Below are 26,912 nucleotides of genomic sequence, written 5' to 3'. Positions count from 1 at the left end.
GTAAGTGTACTAGCGGACAAAGGCTATTGTAGCAAAAAGAATTCGGAGTGTTTGGCTGGTCATGGCTTGGTGGATGGCATTATGCTCAAGGCCATTCGGGGGAAGACTCTTAGCGAGAGTCAGAAGGCATTCAACCGTGTGATCAGTAAGACAAGGTGCTTGATAGAACGCACCTTGGGCAGTATTCGTCGGTGGTTCTTGGGCGGACGCTGTCGCTACCGAGGGTTAGAGCGAACGCATACACAGAATATTCTTGAAGTTATGGCGCACAATCTCAAACGTATGCCAGGGCTGCTTGTACTTCAAGCAGGCAAATAAGCACAAAATCCCCCGACCTTGTGGCTCATTGCTCACAAGATCGGGGGAAAGGGGGAGGATACCGAAGTTGAAGAACACAGCCTCAAGCAGCAAAAACACGACTCTAGAGAGCTGAGGTGGCGAAGGGGCGATTGTGCAATAGTCTCATAGATGGGGTGAATTGAGTATTTTTGCTTCGCTTAAAGTGGGACAAAACAATAGTAAGATGCAGCAGACACCAAGAGCAGAGAGGCTACATATCGTCCTCTATGGTAGATGTAATAGTGGTAAGAGTACTCTGATTAATAGCTGGACGGGGCAAGATATTGCCCTCGTGTCGGATACGCCCGGTACGACGACAGATCCCGTGGCCAAGGCTATTGAGCTCCAGCATTTGGGGGCTTGTGTGATTATAGATACAGCAGGCTATGATGACGGTAGTGGACTAGGGGAGCAGCGTGTGACTCGATCGCTCAGGTCTATGGAGCAGGCTCATATCGCCCTCTTGCTCGTTGCAGCTCCTTTGGTCGCCCGAGGGGAAGATCTAGGCCTAGAGAGAGCTTGGCTACAAGAGCTCAAGGGACGTAAGATCGCTACGCTAGTTGTCCTTAGCCAGACTGACCGAGTCGAGCAGCCCGAGGTGCTTCTCGCTGAGCTTAGTACTCGTCTAGGCCTATCCGATATGCAAGCCCTAGCCTTGAGCGCACATACGAGAGAGGGCATTTCCCAGCTCAAAGATGCTCTGCCTCGTATGCTCCCAGAGGATTTTGGGAGCCAGACCATCACTCGAGGGCTTGCCGAACGAGGAGATGTGGTCGTGCTGGTAATGCCACAAGATCAGTCAGCACCTAAGGGGCGGCTAATCTTGCCACAGGTACAGACCACACGTGAACTCCTTGACAAGGGTTGTACGATCGTCAGCTGTACGCCCGACACGCTTGCACATTCGTTGGCAAGCTTGGCTGTGCCTCCCCGACTCATCATCACCGACTCGCAGGCATTTCCCTCGGTCTATCCCCTCAAGCCAGAGGGGAGCTTGCTCACGTCCTTCTCCGTCCTTTTTGCCGCTTATAAGGGGGATATAGATTTATTTGTCGAGGGAGCTCGTGCTATTGAGAGGCTTACAGACCAATCTCGGGTGCTGATTGCAGAGGCTTGTACCCATGCTCCAGCGAGCGAGGATATTGGTCGAGCCAAGATCCCAGCCCTCCTGCGCAAGCGCTATGGGCAGTCTATGACGATAGAGGTCGTGTCAGGTATGGACTACCCCGAGGATTTGGGACAGTATGATCTCATTATCCACTGTGGGGCATGCATGTTCAATCGAGCACACGTTCTACGACGCATCGCCCGAGCCTCCAATCAGCAGGTGCCTATTACCAACTACGGTATTTGCTTGGCGTACCTCACGGGTATTTTGGATAAGATCAGCTATTGACGATACCCTGTCCTTGAGGTTGCCATAGCTGTTCTCGTCCTACCTACTCCATATTATAGGTATGAATGCTAGACCCCTGAGCTGAGGGTAAGAAGTTGATGCCCCACCAGCATATCTGGAGCATGACGAAGGAGATGAGCAGCAGGACGAGCGCCTTGTTGTAGTCACGAGGACTAGCCAAACGATAGTGTATGTAGATTAGGTAAAAGAACCACGTCACCGCAGCCCATGTTTCCTTTGGGTCCCAAGACCAATAGTGCCCCCATGCCTCCTTAGCCCATACGGCACCCATGAGCATACCTAGACCAAGGAATGAGAGCCCGACGTAGACGAGATTGTCCGTTAGGTCGATCTCTCGCTCTTGCGTCAGACCTCGGCGGAAGAAGAGCAAGTAAATGGCCATCAGGAAGGCTGCTCCAAGCATGGCGTAGGCAAACATATAGCTGATGACGTGCGGGGCAAACCACGGGCTCTGCAGGGCTGGCATCAAGGTCTTGTTGTGTATCTCTGGCTTGAATATGTTGATGCAGATGAAGACAAACGACAGTACGGTGCCGAAGCTCAAGATCCACTTATACCGCCATCGTCCGTATGTGATTAGACCTGCCACAGGGAGGAATAGAGAGTACCACAGACGTGTTTCTCCCATAGTACGCATCGGGGGGCGATCCAGCGATATCCACATGCCTATGACGAAAGACAAAAAGACCAATAGCCCCGCCAGCGTAAAGCCATACACCCATAGAGCCCTTCGCTCTTTGGCCGCTCCGTATGCGCCTAGAGCCCATAGTATAGTTGCTCCTAGGCCAAAGTATGGTAGGTAATCCCAAGTAATCATAGTGCCTCCTCCTTATCTTTTCTTCTTTGTGCGTTGATGAATAGGCCTATCGCCCCGAGCATCAGCATACCGATACCCACATACACGATTGGCAACCACGGATCACGTACCAGCTCGAAGACACTCACATCGCTCCACCGTCCTTTGGTCTCGTCGTAGCTAAGCTGATAGATTTTCCACCCAGAGATCTTGATCGGGCGATTGACCTCGATAGTCCCCTCTGTGATTGTTTGCTCTTGGGTGTAGACTTTGACAAGTGAGGCGTATCTGCGTGGCTCACGCTCTGGCATTACTAGGCTGGTAAGCGAGTCTAAGCGTAGAGGCTTGTAGGGGAAAACGAAACTACCTGCACTGACCCATCCCGTTTTTCGCTCTCCAGTCTGTTTATTAGTAGCCTCGATGTGGGCTGCGTATGTGCCGCCCATAGACTGGAAGTCTACGAAGCGTATCGTATCCTCCGTGACCATAGAGCCAGCCATCGGGATAGAGGCTGTGACCTGTATCTCCCATTCTAGTAGCTTCCCAGATGCTAAGCTGTCCTCTAGGAATAAATGCTGGGGATTGCCCTCCGGAAGCGTCTTGCCCGAGTCGTTGCTTATGACCATGAGCTTAGGGGGATATTCGTCGATCTGGAAATGTTGTAGCTCAATGGCTAGGGGAAGCTCCACAAGTTGGCCGCTCTCGTCTGTTGCCCTCCATTCGGCTTGCCCTATCTTACACGTCATTTTGAGTCGCTGCATATCGGCATTGCCTAGCACGCCAGCCACTAGAGCGATGATAAGGCCAGCATGATTGAGAAAAAAAGGTACTTGCCTCCATTGTCTGGGCCAACCTACACGTACCGTGGCCAGACATAGGGCGAGAACTAGCCACAGGTATAGGAGCGTGAAAGGCCACGAGGCAATCATCTGAGAGAATCCTAGGGGATCTACTGCCGAGTGCCCAGAAGGCATCTGTTTGGTAAGCCCCATGACTATGGTGATACCCCCGACCCATAGAAGAGAGGCTACGGCAGCTTGGTAGCTACTGAGCCAACGGAAGAGATGGATACGCCCCCGCAAGAGGTGCATCGCCACGACGACTAGGACTAGGCCTATACCAAGAATAACATTGACGGGGAAGCTTATCAGCGACCAGTCGATACCGCCGATGCTTAGCTGGAGGAGAATGCCCGTGACGAAGAGCCCTAATCCGATGATTAGCCCTTCTCGATAGCCCCATGGTTGCTGCCACATAGTAGAGAATAGTTAGTAACAGTTAATCAGAATGTGCCCACCTCTCGCCCTAGCTTCTAGGGTAAGTCTAGTGTAATCTGCTCTAAAGGTAACGTTTTGGTTCGAATTGGGCAAGGCTTTATGTACTGCTTTTTGCTTATCTTTGAGTTCTTTTCAAGACCAATTATGACTCATGAAGATGATATATGATATAGATAAAATAAGGGATGAGTTCCCTATACTACATACGCAAGTACATGGTCGGCCCCTTGTCTACCTAGACAATGGTGCGACTACACAGAAGCCTCTTTGTGTGCTAGAGGCTATTGACAGAGCCTATCGTACCGCTAACGCCAACGTACACCGTGGCGTCCACTATCTCAGTCAGCTTGCTACCGAGCGGCATGAAGAGGCTCGTCGGCGTGTGGCTCGCTTTATCAATGCCTCTAGCGAGCGTGAGGTTATTTTTACACGTGGTACGACGGAGGCGATCAATCTTGTCGCCACTAGCTTCGGGGCTGCTTTTGTGAGAGAAGGAGATGAGATTGTCATCTCTACTATGGAGCACCATGCCAATATCGTTCCTTGGCAGATGCTTTGCCAGAGGACGGGTGCAAGGCTACGTGTCATTAAGATCAATGAGCTAGGGGAGCTAGATCTTGAGCACTATATCAGCTTGCTCGGAGAGAAGACGAAAATTGTTTCGCTCACCCATGTGAGTAATGTCCTCGGGACGATCAACCCGATTAAGCAGGTCATAGATCTGGCACACGAGCATGGTATCCCCGTACTGATTGATGGCGCTCAAGCTATAGCACATACCAAGGTCGATGTGCAGGCCTTGGGAGCGGATTTCTACGTCTTTAGTGCACACAAGGTCTATGGCCCTACAGGGGTAGGCGTGCTTTATGGCCGTTCGGAGCTATTAGATGCCATGCCTCCATATATGGGAGGAGGCGAGATGATCGCCAAGGTGACATTTGAGCAAACGACTTACAATGAGTTGCCTTTTAAGTATGAGGCTGGTACACCAGACTATGTTGGCTCCACGGCTCTCGCTGCTGCCCTAGATTTTGTAGACTCAGTTGGAGTCGAGCAGATTGCTAGCTACGAAGATGAACTACTGCAGTATGCGACCAGACGACTCACGGAGGAGTTTTCTGAGGTCTATATTCTAGGGCGTGCTAAGCACAAGGAGGCGACTATATCTTTTGGTATTGGTCGCATTCACCCGTTCGATCTAGGGACAATACTAGACCGAATGGGAGTTGCTATCCGTACTGGCCATCATTGTGCGGAGCCTCTGCTAGATCGCTTTGGACATACTGCCATTGCACGAGCTTCGTTTGCGATGTACAATACTCAAGAGGAGGTGGACACCTTCATCAGCTCTCTGCATCGTGCAGCCAAGATGCTGCTCTAGTTGATGTGCAGGATCGCTTGCTGTTGATGTAGAGCTTCGGTCTTTGGGTCCTCCAACTACAGCCATAGCGCTACAAGTAAGCCGATACCAAAGGGTATATCGGCGGAAAAATTTTATCTTTGTGGCGATTTATATAAAGGATATCAATAAGAAAGTTATCAAATAATGAGTAGGAAATTTCCTGAATACGATCAGCTAAACCTCTCGCAAGTCAATAAGCAGATGCTAGAGCAGTGGGAGTCTGAGAGCCTGTTTCTAGAGAGCCTCAACGTGCGTCAGGGTGCGCCTTCTTTTGTTTTCTACGAAGGTCCTCCCTCTGCCAATGGTATGCCCGGTATCCATCATGTGATGGCTCGTAGTATTAAGGATATTTTCTGCCGCTACAAAACGATGAAGGGTTTCCTTGTTGAGCGTAAAGCTGGCTGGGATACTCATGGCCTGCCAGTAGAGCTAGGGGTGGAGAAATCACTCGGTATTACTAAGGAAGATATAGGTAAGAATATCAGCGTAGCAGAGTACAATGCTGCCTGCCGTCGAGATGTGATGAAGTTTACTCGAGAGTGGGAGGATTTAACTAAGCGCATGGGTTACTGGGTAGATATGGAGCATCCGTATATTACTTATGATAACCGCTATATAGAGACACTCTGGTACCTGCTCAAAGATATTTACAAAAAAGGCCTACTCTACAAGGGCTACACCATACAACCCTATTCGCCTGCAGCAGGTACAGGGCTTAGTACACACGAGCTTAATCAGCCCGGTTGCTACCGTGATGTTAAGGATACGACCTGCATCGCTCAGTTCCGTATATGTGCACCTAAGCCAGAGATGCAGGGGCATGGTGAGGCCTACTTCCTCGCTTGGACGACGACGCCATGGACACTTCCCTCAAATACCGCTTTGTGTGTAGGGCCAGATATTGAGTATGTAGCTGTACGTAGCTTCAACCCTTATAGCGGTACTCCTATCACAGTGGTGATGGCTCGAGCTCTGCTACATAAACTATTCTCTGCTGATCTAGAAGGCGCAGAGGCCGTAGCTAGCTATGTGCAAGGACAGAAGCAACTTCCCTACCAGATTGTGGGGGAATACAAGGGTGTAGATCTCGCAGAGATGCAGTACGAGCAGCTACTGCCTTGGGTAAAACCTGAGACTGGAGCGTTTCGTGTGATTACTGGTGACTTCGTGACCACCGAGGATGGTACAGGTATCGTGCACATTGCCCCAACTTTTGGTGCAGATGACAATCGAGTGGCCAAACAGCATGGTGTGCCGGGCCTTCTCGTTCTTGATAAGGACGGCAATGAGCGTCCTCTGGTAGATCTGAGCGGCCGTCTGTATCGTATAGAAGATCTAGATGAGCGGTTCGTCGCTGAGCGAGTGAACATAACGGAGTACGCAGACTTCTCGGGAGTCTACGTCAAGAATGCCTATGACGCAGCCAAGACAGACAAGGACGAGAGTGTAGATGTGGCTATTAGTCTACTACTTAAGAGTAGAGGTCTAGCTTTCAAGATCGAGAAGCATACGCACAGCTATCCACACTGCTGGCGTACAGATAAGCCAGTCCTATATTACCCACTTGACAGTTGGTTTATTCGCACTACGGCTTGTCGTGATCGCATGATTGAGCTCAATAAGACGATCAACTGGAAGCCCGAGAGTACAGGTACAGGGCGCTTCGGCAAGTGGCTCGAGAATTTGCAAGACTGGAATCTATCACGTAGCCGCTACTGGGGTACACCTCTGCCAATCTGGCGTACAGAGGACGGACACGAGGAGCTATGTATTGGTTCTGTCGAGGAGCTTTACTTCGAGATTGAGAAGGCTGTAGCAGCTGGCGTTATGGCATCGAATCCTTTTGCAGGCTTCGAAGTAGGTGTTTACACAGCGGAGAACTACGAGAAGATCGATCTGCATCGCCCATTTGTCGATGAGATTACGCTTGTGTCTGCCTCGGGCAAACCAATGAAACGTGAGGCGGATTTGATTGATGTGTGGTTCGACTCTGGTGCTATGCCTTATGCTCAGATGCACTACCCATTCGAGAAGAAGGAGCTAATCGATAGTGGGCGAGCCTTCCCTGCTAACTTTATTGCCGAGGGAGTGGACCAAACTCGTGGTTGGTTCTTTACTCTCCATGCTATCTCTACGATGATTTCGGACGCCATCAGCTACAAGGCTGTTATCTCTAACGGTCTGGTCTTAGATAAGAATGGCAATAAAATGAGCAAGCGCCTAGGCAATGCTGTCGATCCCTTCGAAACAATCGAGAAATATGGCTCAGATGCGCTACGCTGGTATATGATCTCCAACTCTTCGCCTTGGGATAATCTGAAGTTTGACCTAGACGGGGTAGAAGAGGTGCGTCGTAAGTTCTTCGCCACGCTATACAATACCTATCAGTTCTTCGCCCTGTATGCCAACATCGACGGCTTTGATGCCGAGGCTGAGGAACTAGAGTTCGCATCTCGTCCAGAGATCGACCGCTGGATTCTATCTAGCCTGCATAGCCTCATCAAGGAGGTAGATACACAGCTCGAGGCTTATGAACCTACAAGAGCAGCTAGAGCGATTAGTGAATTTGTCGGCGAGCAGCTCAGCAACTGGTATGTGCGCCTGTGTCGCCGTCGCTTCTGGGCAGGTCAGATGACCGAGGACAAGCTCTCGGCTTACCAGACCCTCTACACCTGCTTGCTGACGGTGGCTAAATTGATGGCACCTATTGCACCTTTCTATGCAGACCGTCTGTACCGTGACTTAACTAGCGGAGAGCAGTCTGTACACTTGATTGACTTCCCCTCAGTGAAAGAAGCCTATATCAATGCTCCGCTTGAGGCAAGTATGTCTACGGCTCAGTCCATCAGCTCTATGGTGCTAGCTCTGCGCCGTAAGGTTAATATCAAGGTGCGTCAGCCACTACAGACACTGATCATCCCAGTGCTAGACGAAGCTCAGCGTGCTGTGATTGAGCCCGTTTGTTCGCTTATCTTGAGCGAAGTGAACGTCAAGGAGCTTAAGTTCGTAGGCGATGGAGAGGGAGCTCTCGTCAAGAGAATCAAACCCGACTTTAAACGCCTTGGCCCACGCTATGGCAGGATCATGAAAGCGATAGCCGCTACCGTGGCAGAGCTCTCGCAGGAAGAGATTGCGAAGATTGAGCGCAATGGTCATTTGGATATGACTGTAGAGGGTCAGGATGTGCGTCTAGAGCGAGAGGATGTAGAGATCTATAGCGAGGATATCCCCGGCTGGCTTGTGGCTAATGAGGGAGCTCTGACGGTTGCTCTAGACATCACTGTAACGGACGAGCTTCGTCTAGAAGGCTTGAGTCGTGAGCTGATCAACCGAGTGCAGAATCTGCGCAAGCAGAGTGGCTATGAGGTCAGTGATAAGATTAGCTTGGTTGTGGAGAAGCACCCCGAGATGAGCCTCGCGCTAGCACAGCATGCCGACTACATTGCAGGCGAAGTGCAGGCGGTGAGCCTAACCGAAGTCGATAGCCTACAGGAGGCGATTGATTTGGATATGGACGGTTTTATTCTTCGCGTCGGCATTGCTAAAGCCTAGAATCGGGAGGCCTGTTATGTGAATTATGTAACACTAATATAAACCTATCAAAAACAATTAGCGAGAGTATGAGTACAGAGAAGCTAGCGTATACCGACGAAGAGCTCCAAGAATTTAAGGAGCTGATCCTCAGCAAGCTCGAGCAAGCTACTAAGGACTATGAGGAGCTACGCCGTGGCGCAGTCTCTTCGGGCAATGATGTGGCCGATACATCTCCTACGTTTAAGTCACTACAAGAGAGTGCTGCTAATCTCTCACGAGGAGAGAGTGGACGTATGGCTGAGAGGTTGCTGAAGTTCATACAAGGACTTCAAGGCGCTTTGGTCCGCATCGAGAACAAGACGTATGGTATCTGCCGTCAGACGGGGAAGCTCATCCCTAAGGAGCGTCTGCGAGCTGTACCTCACACCACGCTAAGTATAGAAGCAAAACTAGGTGAACAGAAGAAGTAATTTCTTTACGCACCATCAGGGGGGTGTTCTACTCCTGATGGTGCTTTTTTTGTTGCTGGTCGATCAGGTCATCAAGATCTGGGTCAAGACCACGATGATCGAGACGCAGATGCACGAAATCACCTCTTGGTTCAAGATCTATTTCATCGAGAACGAGGGAATGGCCTATGGCATTACTCTAGGGAGTAAACTACTGCTGACAGTATTTCGCCTTGTAGCGATGAGCGCTGCTGCCTATTATTTGATCAAGTTGGTTCGTGGTCGTGTGTATAGCTTTGGTTTCGTAGCTTGTCTAGCGATGATCGTCGCTGGTGGCTTTGGCAATATCATAGACTCGGTCTTCTATGGGGAGATATTCACTTCTAGTCGTGGAGAGGTCGCTCGCCTCGTTCCTTGGGGCGAGGGCTACGGCACACTGCTACATGGTAAGGTCGTGGATATGTTCTATTTCCCAATCATTCGGACGACTTACCCTGACTGGTTCCCATTCCATGCCAGTGAGGAGTTCATTTTCTTTAGTCCGATTTTCAATTTCGCAGATGCTTGCATCAGCGTGGGGGTAATTGCCTTGCTCCTTTTCTATCCTCGCACCTTCAGCCAGATGCTCGATGGCATTGGCAAGAAGACCCCCAAGGCGAGCGAACAATAGGATTTATCCTCGATACTCAACACAATGACTTCCATATTTGCATTGCTCCGTTGCTCACGCCTTTTGCTTGTACTAGGTTTACTAGTAGGTGTGCTTGCTAGCTGTGGTAGGTCGGGCTGGCGCAAACTCAGTGTAGATGAGGTACTGGATATACTCCCAGAGTTTAGTTTGCTCACAGCGACTCTCTCGGAGCAAGGTCAGCCTGATAGTATTAGACAGGAAGTCTATCGTTCTTTCTTCCAAAGTCGTGGACTAACTCTAGCGGATTGGGACAGCACGATGGCTTGGTATGCCAAGAATCGTCTGACGCTCTACAAGGACTTCTATCGCCTCTCGGCCGATAGCTTGAGCCGAATGCAGCGTCGCCTGCAAGGTGTGCAAGACAGCCTAGACCAGTTAGCTGAGTATAGATCTAGCATGGCCAATGGATTGCTTGACTCAGTCAATTTGCTTACCGACAGTGTTACTTTCTATAGCTCGGGAGAGCTTATCAATCGCTACTTCGCTCTTACTCCATCTGTCGGCTATGACTCCACAACCCTAGTGCGTGTGGAGGCTCGATTGGCTGGGATGCCTAACCTCGAGCAGGATAGTCTTAGGCTGACGGTTGGCTGTTTCTTTGCAGATACGACCGCACTCACTCAGTCGCTTGCTATTGGTTCATCGGGCCGTTATACCATTGCTCTGCAGGTGCCTAACGGCAAAAGTGCAGTGCGTATTTGGGGGAGTCTACAGGGCACAACGCCAAAGATAGGTTTAGGTAAGATGCTGATGATTGATCGTTTCCGTCTGTTTAAGTACGGTGGGCAGAGCGCCTCCGAGGAGCCGAAAGCCTTGCCAGTTGGGACGGAAGAACTGGCTTCGTATGATGAAGTTGTAGATTTGTAGAGGTCTATGTTTACATCGACTAAACGCCCTCGCTACGCGGCCCATTGGCTACAAGTAGGCTCCCAGAGAGCTGCCTATCCGCTCATAGAGTGGGACGCAGACAATCAGCCTAACCTAAGTTTATTTACTGGAGAGGTGTCACATACCATTTTTCATAGTGGCACGATCCTGCTCTATCGGACTGATGAGCCTATTGCTAGTGCCCCCATAGAGCAAGTGTCGCTACAAGAGCTTCGGCAGGTGCTATCGGAGCATCGCCTCTGGCAGATGAAGTTGCTCTAGAGAGGCTTTGGGATTTTGATTATATCTCGGCAGTTTGAGTTCGCTCAGACTGCCGATTTTATTATCCCTGCTTGGGGAGCTAGACTACTCACGCACTGGAGCTCCCCAAAGGAGTTTGCGGCGTAGAGTTTCGGCGAAGGAGCTTTGGCCTAGATGTACAATAGAGATTGTGTGTTCGGAGCGAGTGATGCGGATAGGGACGCCGCAGCTCAGTATTTTTGTTTGTCCGTCTAGTACCATCAAGAAGCTATTGTTACGAGAGCTGACGCTCAGGTCGATCCTCACCTCGTCGGGGACGACAAGTGGGCGCATCGTCAAGGAGTGTGGGGCGATTGGCGCAAGTAGGGTACACTGTGTCTGGGGCATCATGATAGGCCCATACACACTGAGCGAATATGCAGTAGACCCCGTTGGGGTGGCTACGACCAAGCCGTCGCACTCGTAGTTGGCGAGATAGTTGTCGTCGATGAGGGTGTGAATGCTGATCATTGATCCCGTTTCTCGCTTGAGGATAGCTACCTCGTTGAGCACCTCTCCGAAGTATTGCCCATCAACCTCTACACGTAGCTGCCCTCTCTGCTCTACACGATACTCGCCAGTGAAGAGCCGATGAATGAGCGGAGCCGCATCGACAGAGTCCATATCGGTCAAGAAGCCCAGCCGCCCGAGGTTAATACCGAGAATGGGTATCTTCTGAGAGCCGACACGGCGAGCTGCACGCAGCAGGGTGCCATCTCCTCCGAGGCTAATGGCGAAGTCGGCATCTATAGCCTCTCCCTCTGGGAGTATCCCAGCCACTGGAGGGGTAAGGCCATACGAGCTTTGCAGTGCCTCTAGGAATGCTACATCGTAGTAGAGTGCCACATCTGACCGCCTGAGTTCGTCGAAGAGCAGACGCAGACGATCTGCATGATGCTGCGAATATGTGCTACCAAAGACGGCTATTCTATACATAGGGTACGATATGCTTGATTTGGGATAAAAATATACCTTTGTCACTCATACAAATGTAAGCAAAAGAATATATCATGACTAAACTTAGTGTCAATATAAACAAGGTGGCCACCATTCGTAATGCAAGAGGTGGCAATGTCCCCAACGTCAAGCAAGTGGCTCTAGACTTGGAGCGCTTCGGGTCTGATGGCATTACCGTGCATCCTCGTCCTGATGAGCGACACATACGCTATCGAGATGTCTATGAGCTAAGTGAAGTGCTGACTACGGAGTTCAATATCGAGGGAAATCCGATTGAGAGCTTTATGCGTCTAATCCAAGATGTGCGCCCTGCACAGGCTACACTGGTACCCGATGCCCCCGATGCTCTGACGAGTAATGCGGGCTGGCAGGTAGAGCAAAACTTCGACTTTCTCAAGGGAATTATCGACGATCTGCATCGCTGGCAGGTACGTGCATCAATTTTCGTAGGGACAGACCTCGACAATATCCGCTGGGCGGCACGCACGGGTGCTGATCGTGTGGAGCTCTATACCGAGCCGTACGCAGCGTTATACCCACAAGACCCTCAGCGTGCGGTAACAGAGTATATCGAGGCTGCCCAGCTAGCCAAGCAACTTGGTTTGGGTGTGAATGCAGGTCATGACCTCAGTCTAGATAATCTTGGCTTTTTTCATCAGGCCATTCCAGAGCTTGACGAAGTATCTATCGGTCATGCTCTCATCAGCGAAGCCCTTTACCTAGGTCTAGAGAAGACTGTCGCACGCTATCAGCGAGCTCTAGGCAAGTAGCCTCTATTATTCGTAGACCTTGTAGATTTGGGAGTATAGACCTAGGTAGCCTACATATTATTGTCGCCTTAGGGAGGTATGTCATAATAGGTAAACTGCTGTTTTACTTGCGATATTTTTTCCGCACGGACTTCGTCGCTGGTTTCGGTTACATACCTTGGTATGCTCGCTCTAACCTTATTTTAGCTTCTTGCATTTTGTGCATTCCGAAATACCTCCAAGGGGCTGTGGACAAATTCAGAGTTTGCCACAGCCTCTTGGTTTTTTTATTCTTTCCTGCTCGCTTTGTCTATTCATTTTTGGATCTAGAGTAGTGTAGCCCCCAGAAATTGCTCTTTATTCTTGTGCTCATTCTTCATATGTTTTTGTTAATGTGTGTAAATGATTTGTGCTTAAATTTAGATGAATGCCTAGTGGATTTCTAAAGAAGGAGATTAACTTCTGAGAAAATGATGGGAAGATCTTTGGCGATCGGTGGACTAATCTGCTAAGATGTGTCCACTAATCTCGGCGGATTGATGGGAAGAAATACCTCGAAATGTGCCACCGACCTATAAAAAATCGCATTTCTTGTTTGTATATGACTGATATATAGCCTAGTGTAAATATCTCGTTTAGGCCCCTATTTTAGGGTAACTGCTATTAAGGTGCCAGAGCGAGGTCGGACGCCGTGTAGAGCCTTCTAGAGGGCAAATACGAGGTCAGGCATTTGGGAGCCTTGTTTAGGATAGCGTTCTCTACAATGCTTCGATGAGTGTGCGAAAATCTAAATTCTGTGATTTTGGTTTTTTATTAGAGCTATCCAGCCCAACATTTCACTAGGCCTAGGGTGATGTATGATTGGGCTGGGATTAGAACCCATTACCTCCGATTATTTGCTCCTAAATTGCGTATTGTCCACTATCTTTGGGCGCAAACGAACAAACAAGAATTAGTCTAGGCTGTTTTCTAAACAATAGACAACATCAAAATAAATGGACAACTCCAAGACAACAAAAACAGGTCGCGTACGCAAACCTGAGTGGCTCAAGATCAAGCTCGGGGATAATAGTACGTTTACAGATACCAAGACAACCATCGAGGGGCATGGGCTCAATACTATCTGCACCAGCGGGCGATGCCCCAATCTCGGTGAGTGCTGGAGTGCAGGGACTGCAACCTTCATGATAGGTGGTGCATACTGTACTCGTGCTTGCCGCTTCTGCAATACCCTGACGAGCCGAACACCTCCTGCTCTTGACCCAGAGGAGCCACAAAAAGTAGCCGACAGCATCAAGACGATGGGCCTAAGGCATGCTGTCATCACAAGTGTAGACCGAGATGACCTGCCAGACTATGGGGCAGCCCACTGGGTGGCTACCATAGAGGCCATACAGCGTACGACTCCAGAGGTAACGATCGAGGTGCTTATCCCCGACTTCAATGGCAACCTAGAGCTGGTAGACAAAATCATAGCACTCAAGCCAAGGGTTATCTCGCACAACCTCGAGACCGTACGCAGACTGACCCCATCGGTGCGCCATGTGGCGACCTACGATATGAGCCTGCGTGTGTTGGAGCGTATCGCCAGCAGTGGTGTCAGAGCCAAAACGGGCATTATGCTTGGTTTGGGCGAGAGCGAAGAGGAGGTGCTAGAGCTGATGGACGATATCAAGCGTGTCGGTGTATCCGTCCTCACCATAGGTCAGTATCTGCAACCTACTCGCAAGCATCTGCCTGTAGTCGAGTATGTACACCCCAAGCAGTTTGCGAAGCTCCGTATCCTCGGTATGGAGAAGAAGATCCCACGTATCGAGAGTGGCCCTCTAGTGCGCTCTAGCTATCATGCAGAGCGCCATACATAGCACCAAAAAGATGCTACCTTTGTACCTATGAATACAGATCAATCCCATAGCAATCTCTATACTCCTGAGCTTATTGACTTCGCCCGTACTGGGGTAGAGCTGGCTGCTCTACTGGAGCAAGGTGGGCAGAGGCGAGAGGTGATTCGTCGGCTCATAGAGCTGCTCCCTCGTCTATACGCCCAGATGCTACGCCTGCCCGAGTATTTCTACTCAAGCGACGAAGACTATATTGAGGAGTATATCACCCAAGAGGGCTACGACCGTGTGCGCACCCGTTTGGAGCATATTCTAGGCGAGTATGACAGCTACTTGACGACCTTCTCACCCGAGATGCAGTACAGCGACACGCCACTAGCCGCTACTATCAGTGAGGCGCTAGCCGATGTTTACCAGCATATTGGTAACCTACTAGGTATCCTCAGAGCAGAGAATACTATTGCCCTGCCAGCAGCTATCGGCCGCTGCTACCTCTACTGGCGAGAGCATTGGGGCGTTCAGCTACTCTCGGCACTCTCTGCCCTACATCAGGTCTACACGATGAGCTTGCCAGAGCAGGACGAGGAGGATATGGAGGTAGATGACGCAGACACAGACCTATCAATGCAAGAGTATGAGTAAAAAACGATATAGATTTGTAGATCCCCCCTACCCCGATCAGATCAGCAAAGACCAGCTAGACGCTCTGCCCGTGGCTAAGTTCCAAGGGCAGGTACGTATCATTGACACACGAGCCAATATCAAGGCGGCAATCTCCGAGTTGATGCAGGCAGATGCTCTGGGTATAGATACCGAAACGAAGCCTTGCTTCATTCCCGGCAAACGCAATCAGGTATCCCTGCTACAGATCTCGACCGATGAGGTTTGCTACCTCTTTCGGCTAAATAAAATAGGTATGCCGGAGGAGCTAATAGAGCTACTGGAGGATCCCAATATCCTCAAGGTAGGCCTTAGCCTAAAAGATGACAAAACAACCCTGCGCCGTTTGGCGGACTTCGAGCCCAAGGGCTTCGTAGAGCTGCAGAGTCTCTGCCCCGGTTATGGCATTAGGGACGCCAGTTTGCAGAAAATATACGGCATCATTTTCTCCGAGTACATGAGCAAAGGTCAGAGAATGAGCAACTGGGAGGCTACTAACCTAAGCCCAGCTCAGCAGCACTATGCTGCCCTAGACGCTTGGGCCTGCCTGCGCATCTACCGAGAGCTGATGACTCAGCCAGATCCTGCCCCAGTACAATTTGCATTACTCTAGTCACGATGGATATATCTAGTGTGCGTCTACTCCCACGCAAAGAGGAGTCCCTTCTGCGCTTCCACCCATGGCTATTCTCTCGAGCCATCGCATCAACCGATGGGGAGCTCTACGACGGCTGTCTAGTGCGTGTAGAGAGCCATCGAGGCGAACCGCTCGGTGTGGGGCACTATGCAGAGGCAAGTATCGCTGTGCGTATGCTTAGCTTCATCGGCAATGAGGAGATCGAGCCTCAGTTCTGGCAGGCTCGCTTGGCAGCAGCTCTGCAGCTAAGGCTAGCTTGTGGCTTGCTTAGGGTAGATCCAGAGGTAGGGAGCCCCAACAATGTCTATCGCCTCGTGCATGGTGAGGGCGATCAGCTCCCGGGCTTGATCATCGATGTCTACGGAGATACAGCCGTTATGCAGGCACATAGCATGGGTATGCACTATGCTAGGGAGGTGATTGCCCAAGCTCTGATGCAGGTGTACCAAGACCTATGTGGCCCCGAGGTAATACGGGCAGTGTACTACAAGAGTCAAGGTACGCTCCCCACACGAGAGCAGAGAGAGATGTGTGACGACGGCTTCCTCATTGGCCACACAGAGGCTACCCCCGTGTGGGAGAACGGCATCAAGTTTATGCCCGACTGGCTTAGAGGGCAGAAGACAGGCTTTTTCGTCGATCAGCGAGATAACCGTGCACTCGTCGAGCAGTATGCTCGGGGGAGGCGTCTACTTAATGCATTCTGTTACACTGGTGGATTCTCTCTATACGCCCTTAGGGGTGGGGCAGAGCGAGTGGATTCGCTCGACAGCTCGACCAAGGCGATGTATTTGACTGAGGAGCACGTTAAGCTAAACTTCGGCCAATGTCACAGACATCGGAGCATCACTCAAGATGCCTTTGCCTATCTCGATGAGATGCCCCAAGGCGAATATGATATGATTATTCTTGATCCGCCAGCTTTCGCCAAGCATCGTAAGGTGCTTCGCAATGCCTTGATTGGTTATCGCCGTATCAATGCTCAAGCCTTCAATAAGATTGCACCAGGAGGGATCCTCTTTACTTTTAGCTGTTCGCAGGCAGTGAGCCGAGAGGAGTTTCGCTTGGCAGTCTTCACGGCTGCTGCGGCGTCGGGTCGCCATGTTCGCATTTTGCATCAGCTCACCCAGCCAATAGATCACCCCGTTTCGATCTACCACCCCGAGGGCGAATACCTCAAGGGCTTAGTTTTACAAGTCGAGTAGAAGGCAGGATTTGTGTCTGGTATTTCCGACACTCAATCTGTAACCGAGAGATGATTACCCCTCGATTACAGAGCATGATGATGCTCTTGCCCTGTGTATGAGCCCGAAAAACTATACATTTGTAGCGTTTTTAGTCCGATGACTCAAGTTATGAAACCAACAACCTCGCCTCAAAACCCTGAGATAGATCAGGAGGCTCTGCTCGACTTTCTGCTACGCTATGCCACTATACAGACTAGTGTAGGGGTACAGACCTCTCGCATTGTACTCAATACGACACGTATCGCTCAGGCGTATGGCTATGAAACGACGATGATGATGTTTCAGCGCAACGTAGCTATTACTCTGATTGATAAGAGTACTAGCGAAGATGGGCAACGTAAGCGCTCTGCTCACCCCGTGACGGCTCTGACGCACCACCGCACCCTGCCACTCAACTTCCTGCTCAATGCAGAGCTTAGCCGTCTGAGCTGGTACGTGTACGACCACAAGCCCAGTATGCAGGAGCTTGAGCAGCATCTGGAGCGTGTGCTTAACTCGCCTCGTGTGAGCCGTTGGTTGATTTTGCTACTCATTAGCTTTGCCAATGGTGCTTTCTGCCTACTCTTCGGTGGGGATCTATCGGGGGCTGGGGTCGTTTTCGTCGGCACTTGTCTAGGTTTCTTTGTACGTCAGGAGCTCAACCTACGCCATGCCTATCATTATCTGACGGTCTTGGTGGCAGCTTTCGTTTCGTCTTTTAGTGTTGGGGTCGGAATGCATTTCGGGCTAAGTAGTACCCCAGAGGTTGCGCTCAGCACTAGTGTGCTCTACCTCATTCCCGGGGTTCCATTTATCAATGCCATGGTAGACTTTCTCGATGGCTATATCCTCAATGGGGTGTCGCGTCTGATCAATGCAATCCTCATCGTCGTGAGCATTACCATTGGTCTTAGTCTTACTCTCGTTCTTCTGAACCTTAGTCTGCTCTAGTCTATGATTATTCAGTCTATACTTCTCGACGGCGTTCTCGCTGCTATAGCAGCCTGCGGATTTGCTGCGGTATCCAATCCGCCCAAGCAGTCTTTCATCTATGTGCCTATTCTGGCGGCTATCGGGCACATGCTACGTTTCGCGCTGATGACCTATGCCGACGTCGAGATTGCGATCGCTACCTTCATTGCCTCGGTTACTATTGGGTTTGTTGGTATTTACTTCGCTTATCGAGCTCGTTTTCCGTCGGAGGTTTTCGCTTTCCCAGCTCTTCTGCCGATGATCCCAGGCATGTATGCCTATCGCTCACTCTTGGGCATGATTCGCTTTATGCAGACCAACGACGCCTTGCAACGAGAAGAGTACCTGCCACAAATCTTGAGCAATGCCATCACGGCTGGGAGTATCATGTTTGCCCTTGGGGTAGGGGTGGCTATACCGCTCTTTATCTTCTACAAGCATTCGTTTCGTATGACACGAGATAAGGAGTTGGAGCTTGCAGAGCGACGTGGCCAGAGGAAGGCTTAGCTCTCTTGTGCTCAACCAGTCCTTGCAGCAGACTATACGCCATAGGTCGAGATAAAATCGATCTATGGCGTCCTTTGTCTTGGCTATTCATTGTACTTTTGGGGGTAAATCAAGCATCTTTCATTTCGCAGCAAACATTCGATGGCTCAAGGTAAGCACCATATGCAGCATATTGATGTCCTCAAAGGCATCGTCATTTTCTTAGTGGTAGTTGGTCATTCATTCCATTTCGGCTTTTCCTACTACCGCTCTCCTCTACTAGCGGTGCTTAGGAGCATTGATATGCCGATTTTTGTTTTTCTCTCGGGCTACCTAGCCTCCAAGCCACTAGAGTTTAGCTTCGGTGGGCATATTGCCTTTTGGCGCAAGAAGGCAAGGCAGCTCTTCCTCCCACTTATTACTCTGCCTACGCTCTATGCCCTTTTCTACTCTGTGTCGTTCGACGAAATGCTCTTCGGCATATATCACGGAGGCTACTGGTTCACTTGGGTACTGTTTGAGATGTTTGTCCTTTGGTTTGTCTTTCAGCTCCTTAATCACTACACCAATCCAGAGGGCGATGTCACGCTCGAGGCGCTCTGGGCAATGCTAACCCTTGCTTTCGTCCTATGGGTCGATTTGCCGTGGAAAGCCTATAGCCCCATGACACATGAGGCTTTCAGTTGGGGGAAGATGAATTACCTCTATCACAACTTCCTCATCGGCTACTTCGTTGGCAAGTATTCTTCTTTTGAGCGCATACTAATTCGCCCCGAGGTAACAGCACTCTCGGCCTTACTTTTCACGCTTCTTATTTATACGGAGTGTACATCGGCTCCCGTGATGGGAGGGATACCGGCCTCGCTCAGCGGCTTGGTTATGGCATTCGGCTTGGTCAACCACTTGGGCAAAGGCGACTCTCGCCTTAATAGGCTGGCTGGGTATCTCGGACAGGAGAGCCGAACCATTTACTTTACCCACTACTTCTTCCTCTTCTCGGTGCCTATGGTTAAGCCATTCCTATTCGGAATATTGAGAGATGGAGGGCGGACTATATCTTGGGAGATTGGTTTATCGGTGCTCTATGCAGCCATAGTGGTCAGCATCACACTGATGGTGGTACGCCTAATCAAAGCCAACAGCATCTTGGCATTCCTATGCTATGGCAAGGCTCTACCTAAGAATAAAAAACCTAAACCTATCGTATGCAATGAAAGCAATGACACAAGTATATCAGATCGCTCTCTCTAGAGCCAAGCATATCGGCCCTCATCACGCCAAGGTGCTACTAGAGCGTATGGGGAGTGTGGAGGCGATCTTTGCCGATAGAGCTACCCTACAGGCTCGATGCCCTAAGCTACGCCAGTCGATCGTCGATGAACTCTATCGCCCCTCTCTGATGGATGAGGCCAAGCGGATCGCCGATTGGTGTACGCAAGAAGGCGTACGAACTTATTTCATAGACGAAGATGACTACCCCATACGCCTAGCCGCTTGTGCAGATGCGCCAACGCTCATCTATGCCAAGGGGTGCTATAGCGACTGGGAAACATCTGCTGCAATCAGTGTCGTAGGTACACGTAATATGACAACCTATGGGCAGATCTGCTGTGAGCGCCTGCTCGGCGAGCTAGCCGAGCTATTCCCTCAGACTCTTATCGTTAGTGGTTTGGCCTATGGAGTAGATAGTCTGGCTCATCGCAGGGCACTAGCTCTCGGCATGCCTACGGTGGCGGTGCTTGCCCATGGGTTCGATAGGATATACCCAGCAGCACACACGCAGCTAGCCCACGAGATATTGAACCGTGGGGCTTGGATATCGGAGTATCCACTCGGCACCAAGCCCGATCGATTCAACTTCGTGGCTCGAAATCGCATCATCGCTGGGCTAACGGATGCCACGCTAGTCATAGAGGCTGGTCTGAAGAGTGGTTCGCTCATTACCGCCGAGCTCGCCGCAGACTACGATCGAGAAGTGTTGGCTGTGCCGGGGCGACTAACCGATCGCTATAGCGAGGGGTGCAACCATCTGATTTCGTCCATGCGAGGCGTTCTTGTTTCTTCTGGAGAAGACATCGTACAAGCTCTGGGTTGGGAGCGCAGAGGGCAAGCAGTGCAGCAGAAGCTACTCTTCTCGGACGAACCGCCAATCGATCATCCTCTGCTTAGACTTATCGCAGAGCATCAGCCTATGCACCTCAATGACCTCATTCGCCAGTCTGGTTTGCCTGCAAGCGAGGTAAGCAGTCAGCTATTCGACTTGGAGCTAGATGCACATATACAGGTAATGCCCGGCGGATTATATACATTGGTACGATGACGCTATCAATCCTTATCCCTGTCTATCGGTACGACTGCACTAGACTCGTAACCGATTTGCTGGAGCAGTGTATCGCCCTGAGCCTTAGCTTGGAGATTATCCTTGGCGATGACGCCTCTGGTCAGGACTATGCCTCAATCTACGATAGGCTAGCGGCACAGCACGCTGAGGTATGGGTTTACCATGCCCCTAAGAATATCGGAGCAGGACTGATGCGCCAAGAGCTTGCCACTAAGGCAAAAGGCTTTAGCTTGCTCTATACTGATGCCGATGTCCTGCCTACCGAAGGGCTGATTGCAGCCTATATGAAGGCTCGGGCTGAGCACCCAGATGCCGTCGTATGCGGAGGATTTCGCTATGATGAGCGTGACTGTAGGGCGGATAATCGGCTTAGGTATCACTATGGTACTCAAGTGGAGATGCGTTCGCTCGCCCAGCGTATCGCTGAGCCGTACAAGTCATTTATTGCGATGTGCTTCCTCGCTCCTCGAGAGCTTGTACTGAGCCACCCTTTTCCTCGCATGGGTATGGGCTACGAGGACACTTATTGGGGCGAGATGCTTAGAAGAAGCCAGCTTGATGTCGTCCATATTGATGCGCCAGTAGTGCATCGGCTCAAGGAAACTGATGAAGCTTTTCTCTCGACGACGGAGCGGTATCTGCGCAACTTGCATGAGCATCGAGACACATTTGAGGGCATGTCTATCAAGCTACTAGGGTACTACCGAGGACTAAGGCGGTATCATCTAGCACGCACTATAGGGAGAGTTGCGCAGCCGCTTATGTATATCATTCGACAGATACTGAGGCGTCGCCCCGATCGCATTACTCTATTCCAGCTATACAAGTTGCTGTATTTTTGCTCTCTCGATCTTGCCCAATCTAGTAGATGGGTTGAGCCAAACAAGGCAATGGATAAATCATAGACAAATCAATAGTCTTGAGATAAACTAAACGATATGACGAGTCAAGGACGTAGCGATCGCATCGCCACCAATACCGTATTTCTAGTTGTGCGTATGCTCCTGTGGATGGGCGTGATGCTCTATTCGTCACGGCTTATCTTCAAGGCACTCGGGCCAGTAGACTATGGTATCTACAATATCGTAGGGGGGATTGCCTTGACCTTCGTGTTTCTCTCCTCGTCGCTAGCTACCGCCACACAGCGTTATTTAGCTTACGAGATAGGTCAGAGGAATATAGAGGGACTGAAGCGCATCTATGGCGTTAGTCTTATCATACATATTGCTCTTGCACTGGCAGTGATTGTCATCGGAGAATGCGTTGGGTTGTATCTGATGTATCACAAACTGAATATCCCTGCGGAGCGTTTCGATGCCGCACTTTGGGTCTTTCACTCTACGATCCTCTCGCTCTCGGTGATGCTACTCGGCTCGATATACGACTCCGTACTGATTGCCCGAGAGAATATGCGGGTCTATGCTTATGCGGGTATCCTAGATGCTTTGCTCAAACTCGTACTCGTTATGCTGCTGTCTGTTGCCCCCTATGACAAGTTGATCTTCTATGCTGTGGGTTCTTTGGTACTGGTTATCGTGGTCAAGTGTGTGCCTGCTATTATTTGCTTTCGCTCTTATCCCGAGTGTAGGGGAGCTATTCGATGGGATCGAGAGCGCTTCACACAGATGTATCGCTTCATCGGCTGGAATGGGGTAGAGGCTGGTACCTATGCTGTGTGGAACTATGGTCTAGACTACTTGCTTAATATTTTTTTCGGTACGATCGTCAATGCAGCTCGTGGGATTGCTGCTCAGATTAACTCTGCCGTTGGCAATTTCTCTGTGCAGTTCTTCACGGCTTTGCGTTCGCAGCTCGTACAGAGCTATACCACGGGGGACATCGACTACTACAAGCGACTTATCTACGGTAGTTCACGATATAGTTATTTCCTCACTTGGGCGCTATCCTTACCGCTGATGCTGCGTATGGATTACGTCCTAGAGCTGTGGCTCGGGAGCGAAGTGCCGAGCGAAGCTGCCGACTACGCTCGCTGGATTTTGGCCTTTTGCCTCATCAATGTGCTGGGCATACCTCTCTGGAATGGTGTGCAGGCCACTGGCAATGTGCGTCGTTGTGTGTTGATTGGTACGACTATATCTCTGATGGTATTGCCGATAGTGTACTTTGGATTTGAGCTAGGTTTGGCCTCTGTCTTCGCTTTGCAAGCTGCGACGTTGGTAAGGCTCGTCTACGTGTGGGGCAATTTCTATGCTTTGCGCCGAGAAGTCTTGCTTAGTGCACGGGAATACCTCAGACGTGTGTGGGTGCCAATCTTAGGCATTACCTCTGTTTCGGCTCTGATGATGTACTACGTTGATCAGATTTTTGACCAAACTTTTCTTGCGCTCTGTGCGGTCAGTGCTATTAGCTTTCTGCTGATTGGGCTTTTGGTTTGGTTTTTGGGGCTGAATGAGTACGAGCGTACTTTTATTCTCAAGCGGATAAGCAAACTAATTGGGCGATAGGCCTGCAATAACAACAAATAGCCCCTAGTGAGCCGTGACTCACTAGGGGCTATTTGTATATTGACAAAGCAGAGGTTCACTTCTTGACTTTGATCTTGGCGATCGTTTGCTCAAGCTCCTCGACAGAGAGGTTGCCAAGCGTCTGGATAGGCGTTCCCTCCATGGGGATAAAGAGGAGCATGGGAATGCTCTTCACACCAAAGAACTTGGCGAGTTCGCCTTCGTTGTCCACATTGATCTTGTAGATGTCGATCTCGCCCTTGTACTTCTTGGCTAGATCAGTGAGCTTGGGAGAGAGTGCACGGCAAGGAGGACACCAGTCTGCATAGAAATCGAGGATCGCTGGACGCTTACCCTTGAAGACAAACTTCGTTGGATTTTCCTTGTAGTCAAAGATATTCTGACGCATAAATGCTGCGTCGATATTGCGTACTAGTGTTTCCTTCATCTCGGTTTCCTTCTTCTGCTGAGCAGATGGAGAGGCACATGCCCAAGTCGAGGCCATTAGGAGCATCGATAGCCCTAGAACCATTTTTTTGATTGTCATTGCTTCAGTTTGTTAATAACGTTAGATATTCACTTGATTTTCATAGAACCTCATCTAACCGATGATTGTTCGCTCCCCTAGGCTTTGGGCAAAACTTGTTTTGACTTGGTTAAGCTCGCTAAGCTCTTGCATCAGCTCGATGATGAGAGCCTCGTTGGCTCCATTGCGCTGGGCATTGAGCAGCTCAGTTTGTACTTCTTTGATCTGCTGCATCACGATCATAATGCGCAAATTATCCAGTGCTTTGAGGATCTCTACGCCTCGTTTGAGCTGACGCCTATTGCGCTGTTTGGTCTGATGCTCCTCTAGCAGACGTGCCTGTTCTTGTTCCTCCGCTTCGCTACGTCCTCCATAGCCGCTTGGGGGGAAGAGCAATGTGTCCTCCTCCTCGTCCTCGACTAGCTCATAGGACGAGTAAGGATTGCTCAAAACATCGGTAGAGATGCGGCGAATAGCCTCTGTTGGGTGGTTGATGAAGTGCGAAGCCGAGTCTAAGCCTTGGGGAATACACTCATTGCAGGCCTCTCGGATTACTTGCTGTGTGGCCTCCGATAGTGTTACGAAGATTTCATCAAGCTCTAGCTCTCGGTAGATGAAGTCTGCGACATAGTAGGCTAGGTACGGATTTTCTTTGGCGTCCTCCTCTTCGTTAGCCACTAGCATGGGCTCTTCCCCGTGTCCGATGACGAGCTTTAGGATCTCCAACTCATACTTAGGTACGCCACCTTCCTCTGTTGAGGTAACCGATATGGGGGCTGGCGTTGGTTGAGCAAGTGGATTGATTGCTCCCTGCTGAGCCGATGTCTGAGGGGTACTTCTCGGCGCCTCGCTACGGCCACTCGAGAGGATTTGCCCCGATGGGACGTAATGCCCCGTAGCATTGATGCCCTTGAGGCGTAGCTTCTGTATCTCGCCCACGAGGAGTTGCTCGTCCATACGTAGCTCAGCAGCAGAGCTCTGTATGAGCACAGCCCGCCGTATGCCGTCGGGGATCAAGGCAATACTACGCAAGATATCGCTGATGAGCTCGGCACGTTTGAGCGGGTCACGCCTCATCTCCTCTTGGTAGAGGTTGATCTTGAAGTGGATAAAGTCCGTTTCTGCCTCATCGAGATACTCCAGAAACTCGCTGGCACTATGGCTGCGAGCATAGGAGTCGGGGTCTTCGCCTTGTGGCAGTAGTACTACCTTGATATTTAGCCCCTCCTCGAGTAACAGGTCTATTCCACGTAGGGCTGCTTTGATGCCTGCATTATCTCCGTCGTAGAGTATCGTCACATGCTCGGTGAAGCGACGAATGAGCCTAATCTGCTGTACGGTAAGTGCCGTGCCAGAGGATGCGACTACGTTCTCGATACCGCTTTGGTGCATCGAGATGACGTCGGTATAGCCCTCTACTAGATAGCATTTGTTGGCTTTGGAGATCGCACTCTTGGCCCAGTAGAGGCCGTACAGCTCTCGGCTCTTGGAGTAGATAGGGCTCTCGGGTGAATTGACGTATTTGGCGATCTTGTCGCTCTTACCCATAATACGTCCCCCGAAGGCAACATATTTACCCCCAAGATTGCGGACGGGGAAGATGACACGCCCTCGGAAGCGGTCAATAGGCTTCTGATGTTCTTCGTACTGAGAGCTCAGCCCTACGGCGATTAGTCGCTCGAGAGTGTAGCCAGCTTTGAGTGCCTGCTCGGTAAGCGCTGAGCGATGCTCTGGCGAGTAGCCTAGACCGAACTTCTTGATTGTTTCTGGTCTGATGCCTCGCTCTCGGAAATATGCTAGAGCAATATGCTGCCCCTCGTCGGTATCGTGTAGTTGTTTGGCGAAAAAGTCTTGGGCAAACTCGTTGACAATGAATAGGCTCTGGCGCTCGTCTGCGGCTGCTCGCTCCTCATCGGTTTCTTCTCGCTCGACAATCTCAATGTGGTACTTCTTGGCAAGGTAACGCAGTGCCTCGGTATAGGTCATCTGCTCATGCTTCATCAAGAAGTGTATGGGCGAACCTCCCTCGCCACAAGAAAAGCATTTGCAGACATTCTTGGCAGGGGAAACGTAAAACGAAGGCCTCCTATCACTATGAAAAGGACACAGACCCACGTAGCTCACACCGCTACGGCGTAGGCTAACGAAGTCGCTCACGACATCTAGGATCTGAGCGGCATCTATGATTTGCTGCTTCGTCCTGCTATCTATCACTTCTGGTTCTCTCTAGCTCTCTGAGATACTGGCAGGCGCGCTCCATATCGTCGGGGGTGTCGATCCCGATGGTTGAGAGTGCTGTCTGCTCGACTGCTATACGATAGCCTGCTGCAAGCCACCTGAGTTGCTCGAGGCTCTCGGCTAGCTCTAGGGGAGAGGCTGGCAGAGCTTTGAGCTCGGGTAGGATATTGGTTCGGAAGGCGTACAGGCCTATATGCTTATAATAGGTATGGTGCTGGCATAGCTGCTCGCTACGCCCCCTCTGGTGTGGGACGAGTGAGCGACTGAAGTAGAGGGCTTGCCCCAAATCTCCTCGTACGAGTTTGACCACGTTGGGGTCGCAGAGGGCTATGTCTGGGGTATCGGGTGCGAACGCCTCGGCTAGGGTGGCAATCTGCGTTTCTGCTCGGTCGAAGGCAGATATCAGTGCCTCTATTTGCTCGGGCTGTATGAACGGTTCATCGCCTTGTAGATTGAGCATAATCTCCTCCCCTCGGCCTACGAGTTCGTAGGCCTCGATACATCGATCTGTCCCCGAGCGGTGCTCGGGTGATGTCATTACAGCCTCTGCCCCGAAGCTCTGTACGCAGTCGTAAATCCTCTGGTCGTCGGTAGCTACCACGACTCTCGAGCCTGTACTGCTAGCCCGCTCCGCGACACGCTGTATCATCGGCTTGCCCAGCATATCGGCCAGAGGCTTGCCAGGGAAGCGTGTAGAGGCATAGCGTGCGGGTATGATGGTGATGATAGATGGCTTCATCTC

General features: G+C 50.7%; 25 protein-coding genes. 19 read left to right on the top strand and 6 right to left on the bottom strand.

Annotation, left to right across the window (positions count from 1 at the left end):
• Positions 1 to 318, top strand: a 318-nt coding sequence (locus HQ48_RS06200; RefSeq protein WP_044232427.1) for an IS5/IS1182 family transposase, incomplete at its 5' end; no start/stop codon positions are given.
• A 205-nt stretch (positions 319 to 523) separates the two neighbouring features.
• A complete protein-coding gene (hydF, locus tag HQ48_RS06195) occupies positions 524 to 1,735 on the top strand; it encodes a [FeFe] hydrogenase H-cluster maturation GTPase HydF (protein WP_044232419.1) in 1,212 nt (403 codons plus the stop codon).
• A gap of 43 nt (positions 1,736 to 1,778) precedes the next feature.
• Here hydF and ccsA read toward each other — a convergent pair whose 3' ends face one another.
• Entirely contained in the window at positions 1,779 to 2,573 is a 795-nt protein-coding gene (ccsA, locus tag HQ48_RS06190; protein WP_369794212.1) for a cytochrome c biogenesis protein CcsA, read from the bottom strand.
• Entirely contained in the window at positions 2,570 to 3,808 is a 1,239-nt protein-coding gene (locus HQ48_RS06185) for a cytochrome c biogenesis protein ResB (protein WP_044232418.1), read from the bottom strand. The genes ccsA and HQ48_RS06185 overlap by 4 nt, the downstream gene beginning before the upstream one ends.
• A 181-nt stretch (positions 3,809 to 3,989) precedes the next feature.
• Between HQ48_RS06185 and HQ48_RS06180 the strand changes: the two genes are divergently transcribed.
• The 6 genes from HQ48_RS06180 to HQ48_RS06155 all read left to right on the top strand — a co-directional run bounded on the left by HQ48_RS06180 (position 3,990) and on the right by HQ48_RS06155 (position 11,054).
• Positions 3,990 to 5,210 (top strand): aminotransferase class V-fold PLP-dependent enzyme, encoded by a 1,221-nt coding sequence (locus HQ48_RS06180; RefSeq protein ID WP_044232425.1) that lies wholly within the window; start codon positions 3,990 to 3,992, stop codon positions 5,208 to 5,210.
• Between the two features lie 165 nt (positions 5,211 to 5,375).
• Complete coding sequence (ileS, locus tag HQ48_RS06175) at positions 5,376 to 8,783, top strand: isoleucine--tRNA ligase (RefSeq protein WP_044232416.1); 3,408 nt, start codon at positions 5,376 to 5,378, stop codon at positions 8,781 to 8,783.
• A 68-nt stretch (positions 8,784 to 8,851) separates the two neighbouring features.
• Positions 8,852 to 9,235 carry a TraR/DksA C4-type zinc finger protein gene (locus tag HQ48_RS06170; protein ID WP_044187402.1) on the top strand — a complete coding sequence of 128 codons (384 nt, stop codon included), beginning with the start codon at positions 8,852 to 8,854 and terminating at the stop codon, positions 9,233 to 9,235.
• 37 nt (positions 9,236 to 9,272) lie between these two features.
• Positions 9,273 to 9,884 carry a lipoprotein signal peptidase gene (locus HQ48_RS06165; RefSeq protein ID WP_044232423.1) on the top strand — a complete coding sequence of 204 codons (612 nt, stop codon included), beginning with the start codon at positions 9,273 to 9,275 and terminating at the stop codon, positions 9,882 to 9,884.
• 24 nt (positions 9,885 to 9,908) lie between these two features.
• Positions 9,909 to 10,772 (top strand): DUF4296 domain-containing protein, encoded by an 864-nt coding sequence (locus HQ48_RS06160; RefSeq protein ID WP_044232415.1) that lies wholly within the window; start codon positions 9,909 to 9,911, stop codon positions 10,770 to 10,772.
• Between the two features lie 6 nt (positions 10,773 to 10,778).
• The gene (locus HQ48_RS06155; protein ID WP_044187394.1) at positions 10,779 to 11,054 is read left to right on the top strand and encodes a hypothetical protein; all 276 of its coding nucleotides are present in this window, start codon (positions 10,779 to 10,781) and stop codon (positions 11,052 to 11,054) included.
• A gap of 84 nt (positions 11,055 to 11,138) precedes the next feature.
• Here the strand turns inward: HQ48_RS06155 and HQ48_RS06150 are convergent, their stop codons facing one another.
• Positions 11,139 to 12,008: an NAD kinase gene (locus tag HQ48_RS06150; protein ID WP_044187392.1), complete on the bottom strand. Its 870-nt coding sequence runs from the start codon at positions 12,006 to 12,008 to the stop codon at positions 11,139 to 11,141.
• Positions 12,009 to 12,082: 74 nt separating this feature from the next.
• Here HQ48_RS06150 and HQ48_RS06145 point away from each other — a divergent pair, with 74 nt between their 5' ends.
• The 11 genes from HQ48_RS06145 to HQ48_RS06095 all read left to right on the top strand — a co-directional run bounded on the left by HQ48_RS06145 (position 12,083) and on the right by HQ48_RS06095 (position 23,406).
• Positions 12,083 to 12,799: a pyridoxine 5'-phosphate synthase gene (locus tag HQ48_RS06145; protein WP_044232412.1), complete on the top strand. Its 717-nt coding sequence runs from the start codon at positions 12,083 to 12,085 to the stop codon at positions 12,797 to 12,799.
• A gap of 974 nt (positions 12,800 to 13,773) precedes the next feature.
• A complete protein-coding gene (gene lipA / locus HQ48_RS06140) occupies positions 13,774 to 14,643 on the top strand; it encodes a lipoyl synthase (RefSeq protein WP_044187387.1) in 870 nt (289 codons plus the stop codon).
• Positions 14,644 to 14,670: 27 nt separating this feature from the next.
• The gene (locus tag HQ48_RS06135) at positions 14,671 to 15,261 is read left to right on the top strand and encodes a DUF5063 domain-containing protein (protein ID WP_044232411.1); all 591 of its coding nucleotides are present in this window, start codon (positions 14,671 to 14,673) and stop codon (positions 15,259 to 15,261) included.
• Positions 15,254 to 15,892: a 3'-5' exonuclease gene (locus HQ48_RS06130; protein ID WP_044187383.1), complete on the top strand. Its 639-nt coding sequence runs from the start codon at positions 15,254 to 15,256 to the stop codon at positions 15,890 to 15,892. Before HQ48_RS06135 ends, HQ48_RS06130 begins: the two co-directional genes overlap by 8 nt.
• Before the next feature lie 5 nt (positions 15,893 to 15,897).
• Complete coding sequence (locus tag HQ48_RS06125) at positions 15,898 to 17,121, top strand: class I SAM-dependent rRNA methyltransferase (RefSeq protein WP_044232410.1); 1,224 nt, start codon at positions 15,898 to 15,900, stop codon at positions 17,119 to 17,121.
• Positions 17,122 to 17,271: 150 nt separating this feature from the next.
• Positions 17,272 to 18,093, top strand: a complete 822-nt coding sequence (locus tag HQ48_RS06120) for a threonine/serine exporter family protein (RefSeq protein ID WP_044187457.1) — start codon at positions 17,272 to 17,274, stop codon at positions 18,091 to 18,093.
• Positions 18,094 to 18,096: 3 nt separating this feature from the next.
• Complete coding sequence (locus HQ48_RS06115) at positions 18,097 to 18,621, top strand: threonine/serine exporter family protein (protein WP_044187377.1); 525 nt, start codon at positions 18,097 to 18,099, stop codon at positions 18,619 to 18,621.
• A gap of 162 nt (positions 18,622 to 18,783) precedes the next feature.
• On the top strand, positions 18,784 to 19,851 hold the full coding sequence (locus HQ48_RS06110) for an acyltransferase family protein (protein ID WP_160225937.1): 1,068 nt from the start codon (positions 18,784 to 18,786) through the stop codon (positions 19,849 to 19,851).
• Positions 19,820 to 20,920 carry a DNA-processing protein DprA gene (dprA, locus tag HQ48_RS06105; RefSeq protein WP_044187371.1) on the top strand — a complete coding sequence of 367 codons (1,101 nt, stop codon included), beginning with the start codon at positions 19,820 to 19,822 and terminating at the stop codon, positions 20,918 to 20,920. Before HQ48_RS06110 ends, dprA begins: the two co-directional genes overlap by 32 nt.
• A complete protein-coding gene (locus HQ48_RS06100; RefSeq protein WP_044232405.1) occupies positions 20,917 to 21,846 on the top strand; it encodes a glycosyltransferase family 2 protein in 930 nt (309 codons plus the stop codon). Before dprA ends, HQ48_RS06100 begins: the two co-directional genes overlap by 4 nt.
• 33 nt (positions 21,847 to 21,879) lie before the next feature.
• Positions 21,880 to 23,406 carry a lipopolysaccharide biosynthesis protein gene (locus HQ48_RS06095; protein WP_044232402.1) on the top strand — a complete coding sequence of 509 codons (1,527 nt, stop codon included), beginning with the start codon at positions 21,880 to 21,882 and terminating at the stop codon, positions 23,404 to 23,406.
• 76 nt (positions 23,407 to 23,482) lie between these two features.
• Here the strand turns inward: HQ48_RS06095 and HQ48_RS06090 are convergent, their stop codons facing one another.
• From HQ48_RS06090 to kdsB, 3 genes are read right to left on the bottom strand one after another with little or no spacing between them, the layout of a single operon-like run.
• Positions 23,483 to 23,953: a thioredoxin family protein gene (locus HQ48_RS06090; protein WP_044187366.1), complete on the bottom strand. Its 471-nt coding sequence runs from the start codon at positions 23,951 to 23,953 to the stop codon at positions 23,483 to 23,485.
• Between the two features lie 54 nt (positions 23,954 to 24,007).
• A complete protein-coding gene (gene dnaG / locus HQ48_RS06085) occupies positions 24,008 to 26,146 on the bottom strand; it encodes a DNA primase (protein WP_044232399.1) in 2,139 nt (712 codons plus the stop codon).
• On the bottom strand, positions 26,136 to 26,909 hold the full coding sequence (gene kdsB, locus HQ48_RS06080) for a 3-deoxy-manno-octulosonate cytidylyltransferase (RefSeq protein WP_044232397.1): 774 nt from the start codon (positions 26,907 to 26,909) through the stop codon (positions 26,136 to 26,138). Before kdsB ends, dnaG begins: the two co-directional genes overlap by 11 nt.
• Positions 26,910 to 26,912 lie beyond the last annotated feature (3 nt).

The sequence above is a fragment of the Porphyromonas sp. COT-290 OH3588 genome (assembly GCF_000769075.1).
Classification (GTDB): Bacteria; Bacteroidota; Bacteroidia; order Bacteroidales; family Porphyromonadaceae; genus Porphyromonas.
Note: the sequence above shows the minus strand (reverse complement) of the source record. Positions and strands in the feature narration are given on the sequence as shown.

Coding starts and splice junctions, on each gene's coding strand:
- dprA (WP_044187371.1), top strand. CDS start 19,820: ATGACACAAGTATATCAGATCGCTCTCTCTAGAGCCAAGCATATCGGC.
- HQ48_RS06160 (WP_044232415.1), top strand. CDS start 9,909: ATGACTTCCATATTTGCATTGCTCCGTTGCTCACGCCTTTTGCTTGTA.
- HQ48_RS06090 (WP_044187366.1), bottom strand. CDS start 23,953: ATGACAATCAAAAAAATGGTTCTAGGGCTATCGATGCTCCTAATGGCC.
- HQ48_RS06115 (WP_044187377.1), top strand. CDS start 18,097: ATGATTATTCAGTCTATACTTCTCGACGGCGTTCTCGCTGCTATAGCA.
- HQ48_RS06165 (WP_044232423.1), top strand. CDS start 9,273: ATGGTGCTTTTTTTGTTGCTGGTCGATCAGGTCATCAAGATCTGGGTC.
- lipA (WP_044187387.1), top strand. CDS start 13,774: ATGGACAACTCCAAGACAACAAAAACAGGTCGCGTACGCAAACCTGAG.
- HQ48_RS06150 (WP_044187392.1), bottom strand. CDS start 12,008: ATGTATAGAATAGCCGTCTTTGGTAGCACATATTCGCAGCATCATGCA.
- HQ48_RS06095 (WP_044232402.1), top strand. CDS start 21,880: ATGACGAGTCAAGGACGTAGCGATCGCATCGCCACCAATACCGTATTT.
- HQ48_RS06135 (WP_044232411.1), top strand. CDS start 14,671: ATGAATACAGATCAATCCCATAGCAATCTCTATACTCCTGAGCTTATT.
- HQ48_RS06170 (WP_044187402.1), top strand. CDS start 8,852: ATGAGTACAGAGAAGCTAGCGTATACCGACGAAGAGCTCCAAGAATTT.
- HQ48_RS06120 (WP_044187457.1), top strand. CDS start 17,272: ATGAAACCAACAACCTCGCCTCAAAACCCTGAGATAGATCAGGAGGCT.
- hydF (WP_044232419.1), top strand. CDS start 524: ATGCAGCAGACACCAAGAGCAGAGAGGCTACATATCGTCCTCTATGGT.
- HQ48_RS06145 (WP_044232412.1), top strand. CDS start 12,083: ATGACTAAACTTAGTGTCAATATAAACAAGGTGGCCACCATTCGTAAT.
- ccsA (WP_369794212.1), bottom strand. CDS start 2,573: ATGATTACTTGGGATTACCTACCATACTTTGGCCTAGGAGCAACTATA.
- HQ48_RS06185 (WP_044232418.1), bottom strand. CDS start 3,808: ATGTGGCAGCAACCATGGGGCTATCGAGAAGGGCTAATCATCGGATTA.
- ileS (WP_044232416.1), top strand. CDS start 5,376: ATGAGTAGGAAATTTCCTGAATACGATCAGCTAAACCTCTCGCAAGTC.
- kdsB (WP_044232397.1), bottom strand. CDS start 26,909: ATGAAGCCATCTATCATCACCATCATACCCGCACGCTATGCCTCTACA.
- HQ48_RS06155 (WP_044187394.1), top strand. CDS start 10,779: ATGTTTACATCGACTAAACGCCCTCGCTACGCGGCCCATTGGCTACAA.
- HQ48_RS06100 (WP_044232405.1), top strand. CDS start 20,917: ATGACGCTATCAATCCTTATCCCTGTCTATCGGTACGACTGCACTAGA.
- HQ48_RS06110 (WP_160225937.1), top strand. CDS start 18,784: ATGCAGCATATTGATGTCCTCAAAGGCATCGTCATTTTCTTAGTGGTA.
- HQ48_RS06125 (WP_044232410.1), top strand. CDS start 15,898: ATGGATATATCTAGTGTGCGTCTACTCCCACGCAAAGAGGAGTCCCTT.
- HQ48_RS06130 (WP_044187383.1), top strand. CDS start 15,254: ATGAGTAAAAAACGATATAGATTTGTAGATCCCCCCTACCCCGATCAG.